At 49.0% G+C, this 22453-nt stretch carries 20 protein-coding genes; 15 read left to right on the top strand and 5 right to left on the bottom strand.

The genetic code is table 11. The annotated features are described in order from the left end of the window. Positions 1 to 487: 487 nt before the first annotated feature. Positions 488 to 664: a carbon storage regulator CsrA gene (gene csrA / locus ACJJI4_RS07805; RefSeq protein WP_444927643.1), complete on the bottom strand. Its 177-nt coding sequence runs from the start codon at positions 662 to 664 to the stop codon at positions 488 to 490. 641 nt (positions 665 to 1305) lie between these two features. Here csrA and ACJJI4_RS07810 point away from each other — a divergent pair. Together ACJJI4_RS07810 and ACJJI4_RS07815 are read left to right on the top strand one after the other, a co-directional pair. Continuing rightward, entirely contained in the window at positions 1306 to 1461 is a 156-nt protein-coding gene (locus tag ACJJI4_RS07810; protein WP_444927644.1) for a hypothetical protein, read from the top strand. A 321-nt stretch (positions 1462 to 1782) separates the two neighbouring features. Continuing rightward, positions 1783 to 2649 (top strand): hypothetical protein, encoded by an 867-nt coding sequence (locus ACJJI4_RS07815; protein ID WP_444927645.1) that lies wholly within the window; start codon positions 1783 to 1785, stop codon positions 2647 to 2649. 330 nt (positions 2650 to 2979) lie between these two features. Here ACJJI4_RS07815 and ACJJI4_RS07820 read toward each other — a convergent pair whose 3' ends face one another. The 3 genes from ACJJI4_RS07820 to murI form a co-directional block, all read right to left on the bottom strand. After that, complete coding sequence (locus ACJJI4_RS07820) at positions 2980 to 6438, bottom strand: UvrD-helicase domain-containing protein (RefSeq protein ID WP_444927646.1); 3459 nt, start codon at positions 6436 to 6438, stop codon at positions 2980 to 2982. 8 nt (positions 6439 to 6446) lie between these two features. Beyond that, positions 6447 to 9134, bottom strand: coding sequence for a PD-(D/E)XK nuclease family protein (locus ACJJI4_RS07825; RefSeq protein ID WP_444927647.1), 2688 nt, complete (start codon positions 9132 to 9134; stop codon positions 6447 to 6449). 98 nt (positions 9135 to 9232) lie between these two features. Continuing rightward, complete coding sequence (gene murI, locus ACJJI4_RS07830; RefSeq protein ID WP_444927648.1) at positions 9233 to 10066, bottom strand: glutamate racemase; 834 nt, start codon at positions 10064 to 10066, stop codon at positions 9233 to 9235. 155 nt (positions 10067 to 10221) lie between these two features. Between murI and ACJJI4_RS07835 the strand changes: the two genes are divergently transcribed. The 10 genes from ACJJI4_RS07835 to ACJJI4_RS07880 all read left to right on the top strand — a co-directional run bounded on the left by ACJJI4_RS07835 (position 10222) and on the right by ACJJI4_RS07880 (position 18505). After that, on the top strand, positions 10222 to 11700 hold the full coding sequence (locus ACJJI4_RS07835; RefSeq protein WP_444927649.1) for a DNA recombination protein RmuC: 1479 nt from the start codon (positions 10222 to 10224) through the stop codon (positions 11698 to 11700). Positions 11701 to 11706: 6 nt separating this feature from the next. Beyond that, entirely contained in the window at positions 11707 to 12636 is a 930-nt protein-coding gene (locus ACJJI4_RS07840) for an AEC family transporter (protein ID WP_444927650.1), read from the top strand. Beyond that, positions 12636 to 13100: a DUF2489 domain-containing protein gene (locus ACJJI4_RS07845; protein ID WP_444927651.1), complete on the top strand. Its 465-nt coding sequence runs from the start codon at positions 12636 to 12638 to the stop codon at positions 13098 to 13100. The genes ACJJI4_RS07840 and ACJJI4_RS07845 overlap by 1 nt, the downstream gene beginning before the upstream one ends. A 232-nt stretch (positions 13101 to 13332) precedes the next feature. Beyond that, the gene (locus ACJJI4_RS07850; protein ID WP_444927652.1) at positions 13333 to 13686 is read left to right on the top strand and encodes a hypothetical protein; all 354 of its coding nucleotides are present in this window, start codon (positions 13333 to 13335) and stop codon (positions 13684 to 13686) included. Positions 13687 to 14589: 903 nt separating this feature from the next. Then, positions 14590 to 15752, top strand: a protein-coding gene (locus ACJJI4_RS07855; protein WP_444897071.1) for an IS3 family transposase whose coding sequence is annotated in 2 segments (ribosomal slippage) — positions 14590 to 14848 and positions 14848 to 15752 — 1164 coding nt in all. Because the reading frame shifts where the segments join, the coding sequence is not laid out codon by codon here. 59 nt (positions 15753 to 15811) lie between these two features. Beyond that, on the top strand, positions 15812 to 16270 hold the full coding sequence (locus ACJJI4_RS07860) for a hypothetical protein (protein ID WP_444927653.1): 459 nt from the start codon (positions 15812 to 15814) through the stop codon (positions 16268 to 16270). 204 nt (positions 16271 to 16474) lie between these two features. Further along, positions 16475 to 16876, top strand: coding sequence for a hypothetical protein (locus ACJJI4_RS07865; RefSeq protein WP_444927654.1), 402 nt, complete (start codon positions 16475 to 16477; stop codon positions 16874 to 16876). Positions 16877 to 16963: 87 nt separating this feature from the next. Further along, positions 16964 to 17221 (top strand): hypothetical protein, encoded by a 258-nt coding sequence (locus ACJJI4_RS07870; protein ID WP_444905419.1) that lies wholly within the window; start codon positions 16964 to 16966, stop codon positions 17219 to 17221. A 132-nt stretch (positions 17222 to 17353) separates the two neighbouring features. Further along, the gene (locus tag ACJJI4_RS07875) at positions 17354 to 17893 is read left to right on the top strand and encodes a hypothetical protein (RefSeq protein WP_444927655.1); all 540 of its coding nucleotides are present in this window, start codon (positions 17354 to 17356) and stop codon (positions 17891 to 17893) included. Between the two features lie 138 nt (positions 17894 to 18031). Beyond that, the gene (locus ACJJI4_RS07880; RefSeq protein WP_444927656.1) at positions 18032 to 18505 is read left to right on the top strand and encodes a hypothetical protein; all 474 of its coding nucleotides are present in this window, start codon (positions 18032 to 18034) and stop codon (positions 18503 to 18505) included. Between the two features lie 438 nt (positions 18506 to 18943). Here the strand turns inward: ACJJI4_RS07880 and ACJJI4_RS07885 are convergent, their stop codons facing one another. Beyond that, positions 18944 to 19630, bottom strand: a complete 687-nt coding sequence (locus ACJJI4_RS07885) for a sterol desaturase family protein (RefSeq protein WP_444927657.1) — start codon at positions 19628 to 19630, stop codon at positions 18944 to 18946. Positions 19631 to 19749: 119 nt separating this feature from the next. On the opposite strand from ACJJI4_RS07885, the gene ACJJI4_RS07890 reads away from it, so the two are divergent. The 3 genes from ACJJI4_RS07890 to ACJJI4_RS07900 all read left to right on the top strand — a co-directional run bounded on the left by ACJJI4_RS07890 (position 19750) and on the right by ACJJI4_RS07900 (position 22425). Continuing rightward, positions 19750 to 20661 (top strand): LysR substrate-binding domain-containing protein, encoded by a 912-nt coding sequence (locus ACJJI4_RS07890; RefSeq protein WP_444927658.1) that lies wholly within the window; start codon positions 19750 to 19752, stop codon positions 20659 to 20661. 211 nt (positions 20662 to 20872) lie between these two features. Continuing rightward, positions 20873 to 21520, top strand: a complete 648-nt coding sequence (lepB, locus tag ACJJI4_RS07895) for a signal peptidase I (RefSeq protein WP_444927659.1) — start codon at positions 20873 to 20875, stop codon at positions 21518 to 21520. 101 nt (positions 21521 to 21621) lie between these two features. Next, positions 21622 to 22425: an amidohydrolase family protein gene (locus tag ACJJI4_RS07900; protein WP_444912928.1), complete on the top strand. Its 804-nt coding sequence runs from the start codon at positions 21622 to 21624 to the stop codon at positions 22423 to 22425. Positions 22426 to 22453 lie beyond the last annotated feature (28 nt).

The raw sequence follows: 22453 nt of genomic DNA on the forward strand, positions 1-22453 counted from the left end.
ATCATGAAAGCGAATATCTGGTGAAGTTTTTCTGGGTACTGGTAGTACATAGCTATACAGAGCCAACTATATATTATCATCTACATAATCCGCAGGGTACTGTCGATGGCTATATTGAGTTGGCGTAGCTATTTGTATCTTCGAAAAGATAAGGGTGTTTTTTCATAATCCTGAAAAATATATATGATGTAGTGGGCGCTTGCGATTTAGATGTTGAGTCGGATGTGATTCCAATCACAATATTTTAATATTTAATATCTAGATTGGATTTATATAGTTTTTATCATAAGTATCGATTCAAAAATTGTGCTGTACCTGGCTCAACCATGATGACAAGGTACCTGAGTGAGTTATTAGTAAATCAACTTCGCTCTAGCTATTCTTAAAAAGTAGTAGTCTGATGAGGGTTAGCCTTGGCTTAAACATTTGGATAGGCGCAAGCTTGTACGGATTCCATCCTTGGAGGGTTAACTCTCAACGCTCTCCATTACCAGCTTTTCGTTCTCTTTTTTATACGCACATAGATCTCTTCCCGATGAACGGGAAGGGATTTAGGGGCGCGGATGCCTATTTTTACTTGATTGCCTTTCACTTCCAGCACTGTGACTGAGACATTGGTTCCAATTCTTAGGTTTTCGCCTGTTCGGCGCTTTAGGATCAGCATGTTTGTTTCCTAGCGATACTCAAGTTGTGGGTGGGTATTCCTTGGTGGGGAAGCTTGGTAAGTGATACTTGGTGGAAGAGTGGGGTGGGGCGCGGGGGCGGTGGGCGCAGAATAGGAAAAGGCGGGCGCTAGGCTCCGAGAGCTTGGGGACTCGCTCCAAGCTGCTGATTGTGCTCCACTTTATTGAAGACGAGCGGGTTTCTAGCGTAGTATGCATACAGCCATCTTGATACTTGGTTTATCAATTTGGTTAGCTGGCCCCTGGTGTTGCAGCACCTTGGGTCAGCGCCTTTTCTCTATTCTTACTTCACGCTGCCGTTCTCCTGTTGAAGAGGTGACTCTTTTTAGAAAATTCCTGGGTCTATCTTTAGGGTAGGTTTTACAGAGTTTGCCTACCCTCAGCCCCAAATTCTGATATTTATCACTCAATTTTACGCAGAATTGATACCTAGAAAAACCTAATAAATTTTAATAAGATAATTTTGACGCCTATATTTTTCTATGTGTTCGTATTGGAACTATCAATTTCCAATTGGGTAGTTAGTGTTTTAATTGCTCGATTCGACTAAGTTGGAACATGCCTGTTCCAAGTTTTGTATGTTGCTTGACAAACTAGCAGAATGTTCACAGAAGGTATTATTATGCTTGATATAGCCGATATCTTAAACTTGATACGCCTGAATGAAATCGAGTTACAAAAAACATATAAAGAATTAGAGTCTGAAGATGCAGAAACTCGAAACAATGCTGGTGAAATTGTAGTTCAGGCTGAAAATTTGGGTAAAAAGCTTAAGTAGATGTATGAAGATAAGGGGCCTGACTACTCTGTGTATCCAAAATATGACGACTACATTGAAATAGTTGGTAAAAGATGACAAATTAAGATTTGTGGGAAATAGAAGCCAAGTTATTGTGTTTCTTGTTTTGATGTATTCACTCAATAATTGAACATGTACTGCCTGAAAAGAGTCTGCAACTTACTAGAAGGGTGGAGGGGCGTGTGGATTCTCCACTCATAGATTTCGCTCTGGAGGGTAAGCTGGTTCAGACATTTTGGATCAATATAGGCATTTCGTGCTAACCTAAATAGCTAATTTGAAAACAGCTTGTAAATATTGATGCTATTTGGTACTACACAAAGCCCTAAAGGGCCTAATTTAAGAAAGTCGGTATCGGTAAGATGTAATCTTTCCGGTATCAAGCTTACTTTTTTAAAGCCCTTAAGCAACGCCTCAAAAATTAGTGGTGAAGCGCCAAGTGCTGGTTTGCCATTAGCTTTCAATGAGAATATCTACTCCTTAGATAGTTTTAATGAAATTCGTAACAGTGCATGGGGCATACTGCTTGCAGAGGAGCGGTATAAATATCATGGCCCGCCGTTCATTAATCCTGATGTTGGAGGGATGGAATTTACTGCCTCACTTAGGAAGATAGGCAATGACTTAAATCTACTTAAAGCCAGTGACTATGAGCATTGGGTTGATAGTGATATTAAAGCCTATTACTCCCCAGGTACTGGGTCTGTTTTCCAGGAATGGCTCTATCTTTTCCCGCTGTTCTGGCAAACCTTCAAGCTACCTAATACGAATGGTGTTCAATGGGTTGCCTACGCTGTTCAAGATTTAAGCTGCCAGGAAGGTGATCTAATCAAATATTATGTTCGTGCTGCAATTTCATCTGAGCATGAATTGGTTTTCTCATTTAGAGCCACAACTGATGATTATGATTCTGGTGCTTTCGGATTATTCAAAGAAATTTCAAACTTTATATTGAATAGTGTTGAGATTGTATTAACTGATTCGATTGCAGAAGAAATTAAAGCATTGTCGGAATCTGGTCTTCGGAACTTCAGTGAAAAAATGCCCGTATTGCGATTTGATGATGCGCCAAAAAACAAGTTCAGTAATTATGAATTGTTAAATGATCCGTGTTTTTATTTTACTAAAATCAATAAGGTGGTTGACCGTAGGCTCTGGTCGAAGTAGGAATTAGTCTCTCTGTCTAAGATGCTTTGTACTGCCAGCTATATTGGGTCAAGTTGTATTTGTTGTGGGCTTACCCAGTAAACCCCAAAACCTCTTTTGGGATAATGCTTGGATGAGATTCCTTTCACTTTTTGACTGAATTACCGGTCCTCTTCCGTATTACTTAGCCCCTAGAGCTGGCTCGATGTGATGTAACTATATTTTGTTTACTTAATCGCATCACATTGAGCTACTTTAAAATATGGAGATTGGACTTCTCTTGTCCTTTACATACCTAGTACTGTTCTCTTAAATAATTGATATGAATTTCGGAGCTATACCCATCTTCCCCTAATCCAACTCCACCAACCTCTGCATCAACGGAAAGTACAGCGCACACCGAATATTCCGCTCCCCCCGCGCATAAAAGAGCTTGCGGTAATTTTCCAACTGATTCCGATACTGCTCCAGCTGAGCCGCAATAAACTCTTCCTGGTTTTCCTCGCCACTGGGCTCTGCGGTTTTGAAATCGACAATCCAGCGAGTTCCTTCATTGTCGATAAAAGTACGGTCCACAATAGAGCGCCGTAACTGCCGGCCGCCGCTGTGGAGTTCCAGTTCGCAGGCGGATTCCCTTAGTGAGCCATCCAATAGCCAGCGGCCGGTGGGGCAGTTGAGGCTGTTGCGTACGGCGATTTCCACTTTCTCGGCGGCGCGGTCCAGGCTAGTGACGGATAGCCCTAATTGTTTCAGGCGCAGTTGCCATAGGGGGCGTTGGGCTTCCAGTTTGCTGGGTGTCCAGTCGTTGATATTGGTCTCGGCAATGGTGGCGAGGGTTTCGTGGGCTACGGTGCCGGCATGTTTTAACCAGCGCAGGGCTACCTGGCCCAGTTCGGGAATATTGTCTTCTTCCTCAGTTTTGGGTTGGTAGTCTGGCATGCGGTATTGGGCCAGCCATTCCTGCCGGGGCATGGCCTGGGGTTGCCATTGGTTGGGCAGGCGCAGTAGGTAGTCGTGATCTCTGCTGGCTTCGTCCTGGTTGAGCAGGGGTTCTTCTGCTTCCAGCCAGCGGCACCAGTCGCTTTCCTGGTGGTGCAAAACACTGGGCCAAATGCCGGTGAGTAGGGCGGCGCTGCCGGGGGCTTTTAGGTGGCCCTTCTTTTCATCCCGATTGATGCAGGCTAAAAGATGCAGCGAGCGGATGGCGCGGGTGCAACCTACATACAACAGGCGGGTGCCTTCCAGGCGTTCGCGCTCGCTGTTGTCGTGCTTCAGGTATTCAAAAACCGGGTCGCGGCCGCCGCGCGCATTTTTGGGAGCGAGCAGGAAGCGGCTTTCGCCTTCACGGCTAAGCCATTCGCTCCAGCGCAGCAGTTGATCGCTGCCGGGTTTGCCGCCTTGATCCAGGCCTGGGATCAGTACGTGTTCGAACTCCAGCCCTTTGGATTTGTGAATGGTCATCACCTGCACTTTGGCATCCTGGGCGGGGCGGGCGTAGAGCTGTTCCAGGGCCAGGGTGAACTGTTGCCAGTCGGTAATGGCGCCGCCGGTATCGAAGGCTTCTAATAATTGCAGAAAATCCTGCACATTATTCAGGTCGGATTTTTGCGCAACGGTGGCGGGGCCGCCCAGTTCCAGCCAGAGGCCTTCAATCCAGGTGCGCAGGGGTTTGCGGCCGCGCTGTTGCCAGGCGTGTAGCAGTTTGGAGGCCACTTGGGCCAAGCGCGTGCGCCCTTCATCGCTGAGTAGGGCGATATCTTCCACTTCCTGCAAGGCCATTAATAGTGGGCGCGCGCTGGTATCGGTTACGGTGATATCCCCATTGCCCCAGTTGGCCAGGGTGTAAAGGTCTGGTAGTTGCAGTCCGCACCAGGGGGCGCGGAGTACGGCCAGCCAGCTGATACGGTCGCTGGGGTCGAGCAGGGCGCGGGTGAGGCTGAGTAAATCCAGCACCACCATTTTACTGGCGAGTGGCGCCAGCTCTGGAGCCTGGAAGGCGATATTGGCGGCGCTTAGGGCCGGCAAAATCTTTTGCAGGTGTTTTTTCTTGCGCACCAGAATGGCGATGCGGCTCTCCGGATCTTGCGCTTGTAATTGCTGCACCAGTTCAACCGCTTGAGCGGCTTCGCGGTTGCGGTCTTCGTCATCGATGCAGCCGTAAAAATTGACCGAGGGCTCGGCCCATTTGCTGCCTTTAAACGCTTCGGATTGCAGATAGCGCACGGCGCCGCGCCCGATATTGTCCGCTTGCGGAAAAGCTCTCTGGAAAGTCTCGTTGACCCAGTTCACCACTGCGCTTTCGGAGCGGAAATTTACCTGGAGGTCGAGGGTTTCCAGGGGCACTTCACCGATACCGCGTTCGCGCGCATCCAGGAAAATACCCACGTTGGCATTGCGGAAGCCGTAACAGGACTGCATGCCATCGCCGACAATAAATAGGGTGCGGCCGTCTCCCTGCTGCCAGCCGGCAGTGAGTTTTTCCAGCAGTTGTAGCTGGGTGTGGGAGGTGTCCTGGAACTCGTCCACCAGAATATGCTGGGTTTGCAGGTCCAGTTTTAGCGCCAGGTCTGTGGGGTTATCGCTATCGCCCAGGGCGATCAGCGCGGCTTGGGCCACTTCGGTATAGTCGGTGGCACCCAGCTGTTGGAAAACCAGCTTTAATTCTGCGACTAACTTGGGCAGTACCTGGGCGAGCCCTTGCAGCAGTTGCCATTGGCTCTGTTGCAGCCCGCTGGGAAGCTTGCCCACTTCTCGCAGGGCGGAGAGCAGTGGTTCGTTGCCGGCCAGTTCTGCCAGCAGGTCTTTCATGCGCTGTTTGTATTTTTCGGCGATGGGGCGCTCGGGATCTTTTTTATCTGGCAGGCCAAAACCGAGTTTTTTATTGATACCGCCGCCTTTGCGCAGATCACCGGTGGTGGTGAGAAGCAGGCTGCCGAGGGCGAGCCAGGCGGGCAAGCCGCTGCTATCTGTGCTGGGGAAATCGTCCAATTCGGCGAAGAGGCACAGGCCGTGGCTGGGGTTTTCCTTTTGTAAATTGCCGCCGGCATAGCTGGCCAGCTCCAGCAGTTCCCCGGCATAACTGCCGAGGGCTGTGGTGAGGTCTTGCAGCTTTTCTGCCACCAGTTCGTCGATAACAAAATGAAAATAATCCTGGGCGCCGTCGAAGTTGACGCTCAAAAGTGGGCCGAGCCATTGCTCGCGCTTGTCCAACAAAATACGCAGCAGCTTATTGAGCTGGCCCAGGTCGTTGTCCAGGTGGAGCAGCAGTTGCTGTAGGTCTGCGTCTGGGGTTTCGCCATCGAGGTGTTTGAGCAGGTTCACTACGGCCAGTTCGAAGGCAATTTGGGTGCGCTCCAGGGGTTCGCCCGGTGCGCCCAGGCCGCTCTCGATCGGCAGTTGGCTGGCGAGGCTGCGGCAGAGGCCGTCGATAGTTTGAATACGCAGGCGCTGGGGTGTTTGCAGCAGTTCCCATTCCAGTTCGCGATCCCGCTCCAGCAGGGCGCGGGCTAAATCCCAGGTGATGGCATCGTGGGGGTTATCTGGCCGGGCTTGGTCGCGGGCGCTGTGCAGGGCGTCGATCAGGCGTTCGCGCATTTCACCGGCGGCTTTGCGGGTGAAGGTAATGGCCAGCACTTCTTCCGGTTGCTGGCAGGCGGCGAGCAACTTTAATACGCGCTGGGTGAGCAGGCCGGTTTTACCGGAGCCCGCCGGGGCAGAAACGGCAAAGCTGCGGCTGATATCCAGGGCTTGGCTGCGGGCGTCGGCATCGATGGGGCGGCGCAGGGCGGGAGTGGTCACGACTTCGTTCATTCGGTTATTTACTCCCTTTCCGGCCAGCGGTTTAGGGGCCAGAGTTCACTGTTGTTGTCGGTGGGGCGATCAAAGGCGAGGGTGGCTACACCACTGCGATATTCGGTGGCGAGGGATTCCAGGCTGTAGCGCCAGTGCTCCACCAGATTGCTCCAGGTGCCGTAGGGGGATTCTTTTTCCGTATCGCCCACGGCTTTAATGCCGGTAATGGGGTGCTCCAGGTCTCCGCAGCCATTCCATTTGCAGTCGCCGTTGCGCACTTGGCCGAAGGCGATGGCGTGGGCGTCCGGTTGGAATAGAGCGTAGAGCGGCAGCTGGGGTTCGCGGATGCGCTGAGTTAGCCAGTCGCGAATACTGGGGACGCCGGTTTTGTAATCGATTACCAGTTGTTCGCCGCTGGCGAGTTGGTCCAGTCGGTCCAGGCGCAGGTTAAAGTGCAGCCCGCCGATTTCCACGGCTTGTTCCCATTCGACTTTCTCTACGGAGAAATTGGGCCTGTCCAGTTCCACGGACAGCCATTGTTGCAGCAGGCGCTCCAGGCGCTGCTTTTCCATGGCCCAAAATCCGATCGGCAGGTGATTATATTTTTTGCGCACACTGCCGAGGGACCGTTCCACCGCGCGCTCGATTTGCGCTTGGCGTTGCTCGTCGTCCATGGCTTGTAGTTGTGGGAGGGTGCCGCACTGTTGCCAGAATTCCGCCAGCACCTGGTGCACCACATTACCTCGCTCGGCAGGACCGAGGCCGATATCCGGTTGGGTAAAACTGCTGGCGCCGAGGCGGAAGCGCAACTGCGCATTTAATGGGGACAGGGCCTGGGCCTTGAGCACCGAGGCACCGCCGCGCACCCGTTCGTATTCGGCGGGGGTGAGTGGCGGTAGCTTTTTGTCTTCGATTTTTTCCAGTTGGCAGGCTTGCGCCAGTTGGCTGTAGTGATTGTGCAGGGCGCCTTCGGCAAAGTGTTGGGCTTGTTGCGGGCTTTCAAACAAGCTGCTCAGCCCCAGCTGCACACCGTCTTCTTCACAGGTGTAACTCACGACGATATCGCCGCTGGCATTCTGCAGGTCGGCGGTGAGTTCGCGGGCCAGTTCCAATTCCCGCTCGGCGCTGGCGCGGGGCATCTTCCAGTGTTTTTGCCATTGAATCGGCAACAGCGGATTGGGTGCGGGTGCCGGCGGCCATTGCTGTTGGCCGAAGCCGACCAGGCGCAGGTGATCGAAAGCGAGGCCGCCGGCTTCCAGTACCCCGAGAATTTGCAGGGGGCCATCGCGGGTTTCCGCTTGGAAGGGGGTGCGGCTGGCAATTTGACGCAGCAATTGCAGGGCCTGGGTGAGGGTAAGGTTGCCACCGCAGGTGCTGAGTGCGGCGAACTCTTCCAGGATGGATTCCCACTGCATCAGCTGCTGGTATTCCTGGCTGTCTGGGTTGCGGTTGCCGGGCCAATTTAATGCGCTAAGTGTTTCGGAAAAACGCGCAGCCCAAATTTCTGCGGGGGCTCGCTGCCAGCGCCGGGCGCGTTCGGCCATTTGTTCCAGCTGGCGGGGTAGTTGCGGCGATTCCAGGTGGAGCACTTCTGCGGTGCGCTCGGCCCAGTAGCGCAGGGTGGCGCCGTCGATGCGGCGAAGTTCCAGTTTTTGTAAACGGCGGAATAGGGCGCTGCGCAGCCAGGTTTCACTGTCGTCACCCCAGAAGGGGCTGAACAGGATATTTTGCAATTGGGGGTAATCCCATTCGTCTTGCAGTAGCGATAGCAATTGTAAGGCGGCGCTGCCGACTGGTGTTTGCGCCAGCGGCGTACCGGCAGAGAAGTTAAACGGCAGTGTGTAGCGCGGTTGCTGGGGGTCCAGGTATTGGGGTTCGAGCACGCGGGAAAATACCGCTTCCACCTGGGTGCGGCACTGGCCCAGATTATTCACCACTATGCCGACGCTGTGGCCGGGGTTTTCAGCGAGTTTCTGCCCGGCCCAAAGGGCTGCCTGATAGAGTTCTTCATCCAAATCGGCGCAGGCGGCTACGGATAATTCGCTCTGCTGGGTAAGTCCTGGACTTTCATTAACGGCTATTGAACCTGCGTGAATCAGGGCATTGGCGAGGGGCGAAATCTGGGCAAAGCCGGCGGTATCAATTTGCGCGATGGGTTCCAGAATGCCTTCCTGGAATGCGCGCAGGATCAATTGATCGCGCTGGTCTGGCGTGATGGCGCTGTGGGCCTGAAGCTCAGAGGCAAAGGCCTTGATCATGGCGCACAGCGGCAGTTCGTCGCTGCGCATAGAGAGTGCGAACTGTTCCAGCAGGGGAGTTAGCGCTTCATCTATTTGCGAGAGGTCGGAGATCAGCTGCCATTGGAGCAGCTGCGCCAGGGCACTATCGGCATCCCGGCACAATTGCTGGCTGTTGAGCAGTTGCCGGTCCAGGGATTCATCCAGGGCGCGCTGCCAGAGTAACTGCCGTTGCTCGCGATTCAATACCTGTTGCAAGGCGGGCTGCCAGTTGCGCTGTTGCAGCTGGAACCAGAGCTTGTCCAGCCAGCTGCGCAGGGATTCCACCGGCGGCGGCATCCAGCAGGCACCGGGCGACTGCTGCGCGGCAAACACCTGTTGGCAGCGGTTGCGCAAACGGTTGTTGGGGGTGAGCAGCAGTCCGCCGGGGGGCAGCTGCGCAAATATTTCGAGAGCGGGAAATGCCGGCTTCAGCATGAATTAGGGTACCGGTTAGGGCTTGTTATTCGGGGAACGGTCGCGGTTTGTGACGGAGCTGTCAACCTTGACGAGCAGTTGTCACTATTTTGATGATCCTAAGGGTTGGATTCGAGGGGTTCGGCAACTGGGGCGAACTCGCTGAAGGCCCGTTCTATATTGCCGGTTAGGTCAACCGTGCTGGTGATCAGGCGGCCAGTATTTGGGGCATCCGGCAGCATCAGCTCAAGTTCTTCCAGCCACCAGCGCACTCGCCGGGCGATGGCTTCACCGGAATCCAGCCATTGGATTGAGCGTGGGGCGAACTGGTCCAATTCTTCTCGCAGCAGGGGAAAGTGAGTGCAGGCCAATACGGCAATATCCACTTGGTCGCCACCGGCGGTGTGGAATATGCGGTGTAATACCGGCTCCAAATCCTCTGCGGTGATAGCGTCGCCGCGCAGTTTGCTTTCCGCCAGATGCACTAACTCCGGTGCGGGCACATTAATTACCCGGTTGCCGTTGGCAAATTGCTCGATCAGTTCGCGGGTGTAGCGGCGGTTTACGGTGCCTTCGGTGGCAATCAGGGCAATAGTGCGGGAACGGCTGGCGGCAGCGGCGGGTTTCACCGCGGGCACAACACCCACTACGGGTTTCTTCAGAGATTCGCGCAACTGGGGTAGGGCCAGGGTGCTGGCGGTATTGCAGCCCACCACCAAAATATCAGCTCCGCAGTGCTCCATCATGGCTTGGGCCTGCTGGACGATCCGGGGGCGTAGTTCCTCTTCGCTTTTATTGCCGTAGGGGTAAAAGCCGTTGTCCACACCCAGGTGCAAGGTCAGGCCCGGCATCAGGCGGCGGATTTCCCGCGCAATGCTGATGGCGCCCACGCCGGAATCAAAGATCAGGGCGCTGGGGGCAGGGCTATCTGGGTGGGCGCTGTGTTTGTGCATGCGTTCTGGAGTACCAACATCGAAACCAATCCTCCAAGAATACCTAAAACCCCGTAAAAATTCCCGCTGGGTCTTCTCGGGCGCAAACCTATCCCTTGATACTGAGGTTATCGGCCGGGCTGGCGCGGGGTACTTTCCAGAGGCAAGCTGGTAGAATGGCGCCTTCGCCTGGGCTATTTCCCGGGCAGGCCAGCGGGCAAGGCCCCTGGCAAAATTCTGATTTATCCATCTCTTTCCAGGTCTGGGAGTACCACTCTATGCCAGCGTTCCCGCTGCAATTGAATGCCGATCATGCGGTGATGGCGGCTGTTGCCATCTTGTTTCTGTTGGGCTTGGTGTTTTGGTTGGCGCGAGCCAGTAGCCGCCGCGCTTTATTGCAAAGCGAAGCCGCTTTGCAGGTGGCTCAGGCGCGTATCGATAGCAGCCGCGAGCGGGAATCCCAGCTTGGGGTTGAGGTGGAATCCCTGCGTACCGAGCTGGCGGACAAGCTGCAACAGCTCACGAGAAGCCAGGTGCTGGTAGAAAAAGGGGAGGCGGCCCTGGCGGAGCAGCGCAAGCTGATGGAGCAAATGCGTATTGCCATGGGTGAGCAGTTCGAGAATCTGGCCAACCGGATTTTTGAAGAGAAGCAGCAGAGCTTCGTGCGCCGCAGTGAGGACAGTTTGCGCAAAAGTCTCGATCCGTTGGAGCGTCAGCTGGGGGATTTCCGTAAACGAGTGGAGCATGTCTACGATCGCGAAAATGCCGAGCGCAACAGTCTGCTTGGGCAGATTAAAGCGTTGCGCGAGCAAACCCAGCGCATCAGTGATGAGGCCCTGAACCTGACTTCGGCCCTGAAAGGAGATCGCAAGATCCAGGGTAACTGGGGTGAAGTAGTGCTGGAGCGCTTGCTGGAGGAGTCCGGCTTGCAGAAGGGTCGCGAGTACGAAACCCAGGTAACCCTGACGAGCGATGGCCGCAGGCGCCAGCCGGATGTGATTGTGCGCCTGCCGGAAAGCAAAGACCTGATTATCGATTCCAAGGTCTCCCTGGTGGATTACGAGCGCTACAGCTCGGCGGAAACCGATGAGGAGCGCACCCAAGCCCTGAAACAGCATGTGAATTCCCTGCGCGCCCATATCACCGGCCTTAACAAGAAAGCCTACGAGCAGCTGGAGGGTGTGCGCACCCTGGATTTCGTCTTTATTTTCGTGCCTATTGAGGCTGCGTATATGTTGGCGATGCAGGCGGACCCGGACCTGTTCCGTTTCGCTTATGAGAAGCAAATTGTCCTGGTGAGCCCCACCAGCCTGATGGCGACCCTGCGCACCGTCGAGAATATCTGGCGCTACGAGAAACAAAACAAGAACGCGGAAAAAATCGCTGACGAAGCCGGCAAGCTGCACGATCAGTTTGCTATGGTGCTGGAGTCACTGGACGTTCTTGGTGACCGCTTACGCCAAGCGGATGACGCCTACCAGCAGACCTACAAGCGACTGGCAACAGGGCGTGGTAATGCGGTGAAGCGTATTGATAGTCTGCGTAAGCTTGGTGCTAAAACCCGTAAACAAATATCCGCCCAGCTCCGTGACAGGGCTGAGGATTCAGGACAAATGGCGCTTCCTCAGGAAGAGGGAGTTGCTGCGGAAGACTAATTCCCTATGGAAAATATTTCCTTTGCTCTGCTAGTTACAGGCCCGATCTTTTTGATGATTATCGGTGGATACTTGCTTACTAGGCAGGGCATGTTGCATAAATCCTTTATCGACGACGCAACGGTGCTGGTTTTCAACGTGATGCTGCCTGCACTGTTGTTCGATAGTATTTATTCATCGAATGCAAAACCCTCAGAAGAGATTCCCCTTTTAACAGCGGGAATTTTGGGTACCTTCGCGATAATCCCCATATCTTGGCTGATGGCTCGGTCCGTTACTGTGAAGGATCGCAGTGCGTTTATCCAGGGTGCATTTCGTGGAAACGTTGCCATTGTGGGGCTCGCCTGGGTTGAGAAGGCGTTTGGTGAGTCGGGCGTTTCTCACTCGGCAGTGCTGGTTGCAGCGTTGACGATTCAGTTCAATGTGTTCGCAGTAATACTTTTTGTTTTTTACAACGAAGAGAAGAAATTCAGCCTGGGCTTGTTGCTGAAGGAGTTGGCAAAGAACCCATTAATCATCGGGGTATTCCTGGCAATTTTGTGCCGGGTGCTGGATATCAAAGTGCCACAAATGGTGCTTGATACCGTTAAAATACTGGGCTCTGCAAGTTTACCAATGGGGCTGATTTGCATTGGTGCGAGTATGAAGCTAGGCCAGCTACTGCGTAGCTCGCCAACAGCGCTGACCTCCTCAGTGCTCAAGTTATTAGGAGTACCAATTCTCTCAGTGCTGATTGGTTGGGCCCTGGGTATGAGTCCGACCTATTTGGGCTATTTAATGCTGATCACTGGCTCGCCTTGCGCTATATCGGCCTTTGTGATGGCTCATACCATGGGTGGTAATAGCCAATTGGCGGCCAATATTGTTGGTCTTAGTACAGTGCTCTCTGTTATTTCGGCCAGCATCGGGCTGGCGTTACTTAAGGTGTATATTTAATGACTGTGTTTCCTACTTGGCTGCTGATGGTTGCGGCTTTAGTTATCTTCTCCCTGGCGATTGTAGCTGGCTACTATCTGCGCAAATTATCGATTGCACAGAAGAAGCAGGCCGCGCAGCTAGCTGAGTTAGAGCAGGCTGCAGAGGATCAGCGACAAAGAGTAAATGACAGTATTCAGATTATTGCTCGCACGCTATTGGATGATGGAGTCGGGCTTACCGAAGCTTCGATTCGTATTCGCGTTCTTTTGGATGCACTTCAGGTGGAAGATAAAGTGCGTGAAGAGTTTGTGGCCTTTTACACCATCGCAGAGAAAACCAGTCATATCCCAATTCTCAAAGACTGGAAAGAGCTGCCGCGTAAAGAACAGTTCAAATATGAGTTGGAGATGGCGCAAGTAGAGGCGGACTATAAGGATTTTGCGATGGATGCCGCCAAGCGGATTTTGGGGCGTTCTTTTTAGTACTGAGTCATTTCCTGTTTGGGGGTGGCTTTTTGGATCAGCGGGTAGGGGGTTGCCTGCTGATTGAAGAGTATCGTATCGCCAGCTTTCCTCCTGGCCCCTTCATATCACTTACCCCTCGCCTGCCCACTTTTTGAATGTTATAAATATCGACTTATAGCATTGTTTTTATCGAGTTAGCTACCTGCCTAACCATTACCCCTTCAACTAGCTTCGAATAGAAGCCTGACTTATGACGGAAGAAGTTGGATCGAGAGAGGATCGGTACTGGAAGTATATTTATTCCAGCAAGCTGAGAATTAAGCGACGAGTGCTGCGAATGGAGCGGCTGGCAGCAAGGAGACTTAGTCTGCTGCTGGTTAAGGAAAGATCACTTGATGATTGGCGCTTTGCGACCAGTCTTGAATTTCTACTTACTTGGAAGCTAAAAACAGGATGCTGCCCTGATATCATGTGGTGTGATGGGGTTGAGTTCGAAGATATACATATTGCTGGTAAGAGAGCTATTCGCTTCAGCGGCTCAGCATGGATAGGTCCTGAAGGAGCTGATAATGTTTTCCAGGTGCCTTTGGAGGCTTATATCTAGCTAAAACCGAGTGGTAAAAAAATCAAGACTTATCATTTTAGGGTTAACTACGGTGGGTGTTATTTTGACCTGAAAAGACCCTAATCGATATAGTCACTGAGGTGACAATTATAAATAAATAGATATGGCAGGTGCGACGTGGTTTGTGTGAGCATGCGCAGGAATCAGAGAGCCAATAACTGCATAAGTATGAGAGTAGATAAGCGAACTATATCGGGCAGGTATGAAAAACTTTACTATTGTATTTCCAGAATACTGTTTGAAAATGATATAGAAGGTATCAACTTCGGGATAAATCAAGATGAATATGAGTCAGAAGTTGGGACAATATTACTACCGCCTATATGAAACTGAAACGATAGAAGATATTCAGCAGGTGTTATTAGAAGAGTTCAGTTATTGGTTTGGCTGCGATAGGGATCTTATTTTTTGATTGGATATTGTTTGGTAGCTATCGGATGGTGAGATGATAATTATAATTATAATTAGAGTTATACGTGCCGCTATAGGTTTATTTGGCATTAGCCAAGCTGTTGGAATCTTTCAATTTTCTCCCGATGGTATGAGCGTGGTTGTAGGGGTGGATGAGCTTATTCTGAGACTTGCTGTTTTGCTTGTATGTCTCACGTTATTTTTACTTTCGAGGCGAATGATAAATCATCTGTATCGATTGAAGCGTAATAATGATAAGGTTTGTATAACTTCCTTGTGGAGTTTGTAGTTGTTTGGTTGCTAGAGTTTATCACGATAAATTCCTGTAATATTAAATGGGCTTGTCTGAGGTTAAGTCGAATGTGAGTGCTCGCTGGGAGACGGCGTAATCCACACCGAAAGATAATGTTGATCCTACCCACCAAAGACGGACACTCTCTTAAGCGATAAACTACGCAGCAGAGGTGCCCTATGACACGATCAAGTAAATCAACCAAAACCACTCGTAAAAAATACTCAGAGGAATATAGAAAAGATGCCCTAGCACTGGCGGTCAAGGTAGGGGTAAGCGTTGCCGCTAAACAGCTTGGGTTACATCCTTCCCAGATTTACGGATGGCGAAGCAAGGCTAAGTTACATCAGAGCCGAGGGGATGCCGAGAGAGAGCTGGCCACAGAGAATGCTCGCCTTAAGCGGCAGCTGGCTGAGCAGGCAGAGGAGCTGGCGATCTTAAAAAAGGCCGCAGCGTACTTTGCAAAGAGCCTGAAATGAGGTACGCCTTCATGCTAAAGCACAGGCATAAGTTCAGCATCAAAGCGATGGCTAAGGTATTGAGCGTATCTCGCAGTGGGTTTTACGATTGGGTGTCAAGATCGGCCGATCAATCCAAGCGCCAGCAGTACCAAATGGAGCTTGATGGTTTGGTACAGCAGCGCTTTATAGCCAGTAAAGAACGTAGTGGCGCCCCTCGCCTGACGAGGGAATTGGCCAGTGAGGGGAGTAAATATAATCAAAAAACAGTTGCTGCCAGCATGCGTCGACAGGGCCTACGGGCTAAAGCCGCCAAGAGATATAAAGCCACAACCTACTCAAAACATGGTCTGCCAGTGGCCCCAAATCTGCTCGAGCAGAACTTCAATACTGAAGCGCCGAATCAGAAATGGGTCGGGGATATTACCTACCTACGAACAGAAGAGGGTTGGTTATATCTGGCTGTAGTGATAGACCTATATAGTCGGCTGGTTATTGGTTGGGCGATGTCAGAAACGATGACAGCTACATTGGTCTGTGACGCCCTTCAAATGGCTTTATGGCGACGTAAGAAACCTACAAATGTTATCGTGCATACTGACAGGGGAAGCCAATATTGCTCTAAAGATTATCAATCTTTAATTACAGCTTATGATCTGCGGTGCAGCATGAGCGCCAAAGGTAACTGCTATGATAACGCCTGCGCAGAAACGTTCTTCCACTCACTTAAGGTAGAAGTAATCCATGGTAACCGCTTTCCTACAAGGTGCCTCATGCGGGAAACCGTATTTGAGTATATAGAAATAGACTACAATCGAAATCGCTTACACAGCGCCAATGGCTATCTCAGCCCTGAGGCGTTTGAGGAACAACTAGTCGCTTAGTGGTGTGTCCGTTGTTGGTGGGTAGGATCATGTTTAGAGTTAAATGCGCGTAGAGTAGTATGGGAAACATGAAGAAGATATCAGGATCTACATTCTATTTTAAGAAAATTTTTCCAAGTATATGGTTTGGTTTCTTGGTGCTTTTTGTGGCTGCCTCTATATCTGGAGGTGCAGTTAAAGATTCGTTTATGTTTTTAGTCATGCCGATTTTTATGGCTGTATTTGGCTTTTTCTTTTTAAAAAAGCTGTTGTGGAGTTTGGCTGATGAAGTATACGATGAGGGAGAATCATTGCTCTTTCAAAAAGGGAGTAAGCGGCAAAGAGTTCAGCTTAAAGATATTATTAATGTCAACTATGCGCAAATGAACGCGCCCGAGAGAATTGTTTTGCAAGTGCGCACGGAGGGGGATATTGGAAAGGAGTTGGCTTTTATTCCCCCAATGAGGCTTAACTTTTTCTCTAAAAGTCCTATTGTTGTAGATTTAATCGATAGGGTTGATCGTGCTAGGGAGGTCTAGCACAGGTTCTGCTATGTGTTTAACAAGGATGGGTTAGATGGTCGGGAAGCTTCGAATGATTCCCGTGCCTTTTGTAAGTAGTGTTGTTGGTTCTTGGGAGAGGGAGCCTCCATGTGTAGGAAGAGGGTTTTAGTTGCTTTAGTGATATCTCTACTTCTTGTTGGTTTTGGTTTCAGCTTTAAGCCACTAATAGAATCGTGGAGTATGCCTGCCAATGCTGGTGAGCATTTGATAAGGTTCGACATAGGTGAGCTGAAAGAAAATCGCTTTGTAATTATAGATAGTGGCTTTGATGGCTATTGGGGGCACTCGTATTTGATTTTAAAGGATAGGGGCGAGGTAAGAGCATTTCTTTTGCTTACACGAGAAAATAGATATCTGATGCCGTCAAAACATCACTTATGGAGTGCTTCCGGTTATTGCCAAAAGCCTCAGATCAAAGATCAAGTGATTTCTTGCGAAGATGAAGATATTTATGATTGGCAGAAAGAGGGCTGGAGGTGGAACTTGAAGGGTGAGAGTCTTTCAGGTGAGTTTGGAGCATTAGAAGTTATAGATTATGCCTATGAAGGGCGTTTCATCGCTATAGGTAAAAGCAGCAGATAAGTCGTGGTCAGACGAGCCTCTTTGCTGTTTCTATCATTTGTGAGAGCGATTAAGGAATGATCAATAGAGCGGGTGTGGGGGCGATGAATGATGCCTAGATATGTTAAGCTGCTTAGCTTAGAGGAACTTGAGCAGCTTTCAACTGAGAGACTTCTTGCCTACCTTTGTAAGCTCCATCAATGTGAAGACTCAGTTGACGCTTCCGATTTTTGCGAGAGTGAGGCTCATATGCCGGGAGTGGTATTTTTTAAAGAATCAGATCAGTGGCGGAGCCAATACAAGTTAGTAAAAGAAATTTTATCGGCAAGGCCTCATATTGATAAGGTGATAAGAGTAAATGGCTAATGGATTTAGGTGCCGAACTGCAGGGTTGAGTCAACTACCGCTGTAAACTTAATCTCTCAAGGGGGGAGTGGAGCTAAAGGCCCTTAGCTGTATTTGCTTGATAAAGAGTTGTGTAGAAATGGAGTGCTATACGTGACAGATGAAGAGTTAATAACATTTATAGGCAAGAGTGTTGTTAATAACTGGGAATATATTGTAGGTATTTATTTTGCGTTACTAAGTGGCGGGGTTGCGTTATCCTGGATGATTTCCAATCTGATCCACAAAAAGGAAATTAAAGTCCTACAGTTAGAGATTACCCATCAAAAAGAAAGGTTTTCTCAATTTGAGTCAATTATGGAGCAGCGGATAGCATCCATCCAGTCAGAGGCTGAAATGCTGCAAAGGAAGATCAGCTTTGTTAGCCCGGCAGTTCCTGCAGCAATGCCACAGAGTGATCCCTTTGGCGATATTGAGCAGAGTGTTAGCCCTGATATTGATTGTTTAGAATCTGTACAAGTACGGGATGTTGAATATCTGGATATCCCTGCGCCCTTGAAACGGTCAGCTCCACTTAAAGCTCGAGAGAAATGCTTGGAGAAGGGCGGTGTATCTGATGATAAGATGTTGTCCTTATTGGATAAAACTGATGCTGTTAATAGAACCCTTCGGGAAATAGAAGTTCCCTCTTGAATCCTACTTTGCTGGTTAATCACTTCATTCGTTCTACTGGTATTTTTTCTGGGGTGGCCGCCACTACTGATACCGACTTTGAACAAGTATACTTGGCAGATTCCTTTAGTAAGTAAAGGTGTTTTTTAAGGAGTATGTATGGATAAAATTTATAGAAATGGACTCAGTTCACGTGAGTCTGCCAAAAAAATCTTAACTGTCAATCTTGGTGTCATAGGTATTGCATTACTAGTTGCTCTTATCTTTACGCGCATGTTTGGCTCTTCAGCCGAGAGCGGTGAGTCAGATCTTACCTTTTGGACTTTTGTGAGTTTAGGTTCTTTAGGTGTTATCGTTTATATATACCTTTCTTTGATACGATTACTTCCACTTGCAGAAATTAATGGGAATACACTAACGGTTTATACCGGAGTCTTTATGAAGAAGACTGTAGAACTTGATAAGGTAGAGAAAATAACGTTTCAATATAGCTCAGAAAAAGATCAAAGGATGAAGGTTAAGTATCCGCGAAAAATTGCTGAAGAGTTTACGATCAAGCAGTCAAATTGTTCAGTTAAGCAACTTTCCGAATTTATTACCAATCGCTTTGATGTGAATGTTGCCTATACATAGCGGTACGAGCTTCTATGGTCGCTCTATTGCTGGATAAGCCTACAAAGTGAAACACCTTTTGGTGAGGTGTTTTTTCCAGTGTAGGAGCAACTCAATGCTTAATTATCACAGCTCTTAGTTTCCCAGAATTTATTGTTGAATTTCTTGGTTGGTATAAGAATGCCGGCCAAGTCAACGCTGTGTAATGCGATTGTCTTTTTGGTATTTATGGCTCCCTTTTGTTTGGTACGGGTGTGCTGCAAATAGAGTAATCAGTTTTAAGTGGTACGCTGTCCTGGGAAAAAGTTTGATCTCAAGGCCTTCCATGAGGAGTTTCTAAGTTTTGGTAATGCGCCAGTGCCAATTATCAGAGAGTTAATGCTGGCAAGATTACAGGAAGAAGATCAAGATCAAAGGCAGAACCTAGTGCGTAATAAGGTACAAGTAATCTACAAACTATCAGTCGCGAAAATCGTCAAAGGAATCCTGAGGCTCCCAATAGAAAGTGCCTAATAAAAGGTCGAATAGCGGAAAAGTTAAATTGAAATTATAAATTTTCATTAGTTTACGGTGATGGTGAATTCTGTGTAAGTGGGCTAACTCACGAAATACTGGCACTTTATGAAACCAGTGACTCTTGGGTTGGTGATAACCGATATGCATTAGCTCATAAGCCAGGTGATTTAATATCATGGTTGCCGCTGTGATATATCCCATATTACCTGAAGCCACCCAGGATAGAAAAAAACCACAAAGTGGAGCCAGAAAAAAAGTGATAACAGCTGTTAGATAGATTGGAAACAGTACTATACGCCAATCACGAGTTGACTCAAAAGACAGCAAAGGTGCAGAAAAGAAACTGTGGTGATCGCCAGTATGCCTCTTGTAAAACAGTTTGGTAAATCTCAACTTATTATGCCCAGACCAGCGATGGGCGGCATACTCTACAGCGTTGTAAGCAAGAATTCCCAGTGGAATTATTAGCAGTTCATGCGCCCTCAGCTCACTTATCTGAAAAATACAGTAAATAGCACCGATTAGGCTGATTAGTAGAATACTCCCTAAATGGAACCAGCCGCTATAGCGGCTATGGGCATAGGCTCTATATTGCTCTCTGAAAGCCGCCGTATTATGCATGTTCGACATATTTCACCTGACTTTTTATAGTATTTACGGTTTTTCATGCTATTGACGATAAATATAATTAGGGACATCATGTATCGTCTAATAAATAATTATTAAATGCATTATTCATCAGGTTGATAATGTCTACACACCTTAGATCACTGGATTTAAATCTGCTTCCCGTTTTTGAAGCACTTATGATTGAGCGAAACCTGACCAGAGCTGCAGTAAAACTGCATATGAGCCAACCGGCCGTTAGTGCTGCCCTCAAGCGGTTGAGAGCTACTTATGAAGATGAGCTTTTTATACGGACCGCTAGGGGATTGCGCCCCACTGAACGCGCACTGGTACTGCACCCCTCTATTCACCAGGCACTCAACACCGTCCGTTCAGGCTTCCAGCAAACGTCTTTTGATTACCGGAAAGCAGAGCAGGAATTCTCCATCGTTATGCCCGATGTGGTGGAAACTCTGATGATCCCCGGCTTCTGCAATTGGCTTCGAGAATTTGCACCCGGCATAAGGCTTACTGTACTCCCCGATGAGTCAGAAATGACAGCCAGAATGGTGAGTAATGGGGAAGTAGACCTAATCATTGACTACCTACCAGTCAATTCCCCCAGCTATGTTAACCAGCCTATCGCAGAAGAAGAGCTTGTGATTATTGTCAGCAAACATAATAAAAATGTGGGTGAGACAATCAGTGAAAAAAAATTCCAATCGCTGCCACAAGTATCCCTATTAAGAGGAAACCCTATGGGCTCTCCAATGGAAAGGCTAGCCAGGCCCAGAAAGTTACAGCGTAATATTTGTTTACGAGTCCCACACCTCTCGTCTTTCCCCTATGTGGTTTGCACAACCGATTTAATTGGCGTTGTACCAGCAAGAATGATGATTTCAAGCTATTATAAAGAGCTTCCCATACGTATGCTCAAACTGCCAATGGCATTTCCTAGGGTAGTACTTCAGCTCACCTGGCATAAGTCGCAGACAACAAACCCAGCTCATCGATGGCTAAGGGAAAAAATTTTGGAGCTTTATCCGAGTTTATAAACGCTGTGTAATACGAGTGCCCTTTGATATTTATGACTCCCTTTTTTAGTACGGATGTGCTGCAAATAGGGTAATCCTTTTCGAACGTTCTGATAAGGATAATGTCCCACCTAATGAAAGCTAAAGGCTGATTTTTTAGTTTTCAGAGGTTCTGTTATTTCTGAGTGATCAGTTTTAAGTGGTGCGTTGCCCTGGGAAAGGAGTTTAGGGAATGAGCAGGTTTAGTTTTAAGGGTGCGGTAAGAAACAACCGCGGTGCAATATTGTTTCTATTTCTTATGTACTTTTTCAAGTCAGCGTATGCCGATTGGTCTCCAGTACCAAGTGGGTCTATGGAGCCTACTATTCATCCTGGTGACTTTTTGTGGGTAGATAAGACGAGCTATGGGCCAACTTTATTTTTCTTCAATAAGCAGGTTGCTCAATGGGGGAACCCTTCCAGGGGAGATGTTATTACCTTTTTGCCACCTCACACTGATCAACTATATGTGAAGCGTGTAATAGGCGTCCCTGGTGATAGCTTACGTATTGAAGGGGTGAATGTGTTTGTTAATGGGGCTCAGCTTGAGTATCGCCTGGAAAGTGGGGTGGGTTCGGACATCCTGGGTAGGGAAGTCATTGATGGCAGGGAGCATCGGTTCAAGCTTAGTGGTAATAAGACATTGCCATACATTGGGAAGACTATTGAGATCCCTGAAGGTAAGTACTTTGTCATGGGAGATCATCGCAACGATAGCTTGGATTCGAGATATTGGGGCTTGGTTGACCGTGATAGGGTTATGGGCAAAGTTACATCTTTAGCGTTTTCCTTCTCTAAGGAAAGAGATTTCTTTAGTAGTGTGGCGATGCCTCTCAAGTAGGTAGTCAATAACACTTCTTTAAAAGGGTGTAGCTGTTCACTGGCAATACTTGTGTTACCAGAGAATAGAGGGAAGGCTTGCAATAGCAGGGAGTTGCTAACATGAAAGTGATTGATGTTTGGGCCCAGCATCCTACAGAGCGTTTTCTTGCTGAACCTTTCTTTGATACTTTGAAGCGTTGGATGGGGCAGGACTTTAAAGAAGTGCCCCTTGAGTGGACCCTGTCAGCTATGGATATGGCAGATGTGTCCAAGTCATTGATTTCTGCTTGGCATGGGCCGAGCGGAGCCTTGATAAGCAATGATGAAGTACTGGATCTTACTTTAACTCATCCTGACAGGTTTTGCGGTCTGGCATCAGTGGACTTGCGAAAGCCAGTAGAGGCTGTGCAAACCCTGCGCAAGTACGTTTTGGAACATGACTTTAAAGGGCTGCGCATTGTGCAGTGGCTCTGGGAGTTGCCTTGTACTCACCCTTTGTATTATCCGCTATATGCGGCTTGTGTTGAGCTGGGGGTGCCAGTTTGTTTGCAAGTGGGCCTTACCGGGCCGTTGCGTAGCTCTGATTCTGGCCGTCCTGCCCATATTGAGCGGATTGCTCTCGATTTTCCCGATCTAAAGATTGTCTGCGGCCATATTGGGTATCCTTGGCACAATGAAATGATTGCTTTTGCGACCAAGTTTCCCAATGTCTACATAGATACTTCTGCTTATAAGCCAAAAAGATACCCCCGTGAGTTGGTTTCATTTATCAAGTCTCACGGTAAGAATAAGGTGATGTTCGGGACTAATTATCCCATGCTGACACCGGAGATGTGCTTAAAGGAAATGCACCTTCTGGATTTGGATGATGAGGTTGCGGAACTCTTCTTGTATAAGAATGCAGAGAGAGTGTTTAAGCTTTGATCGACTGCTTGTCACTGTGGTTGATTCT

The sequence above is a fragment of the Microbulbifer maximicatervae (SeqCode) genome (genome assembly GCF_052467305.1).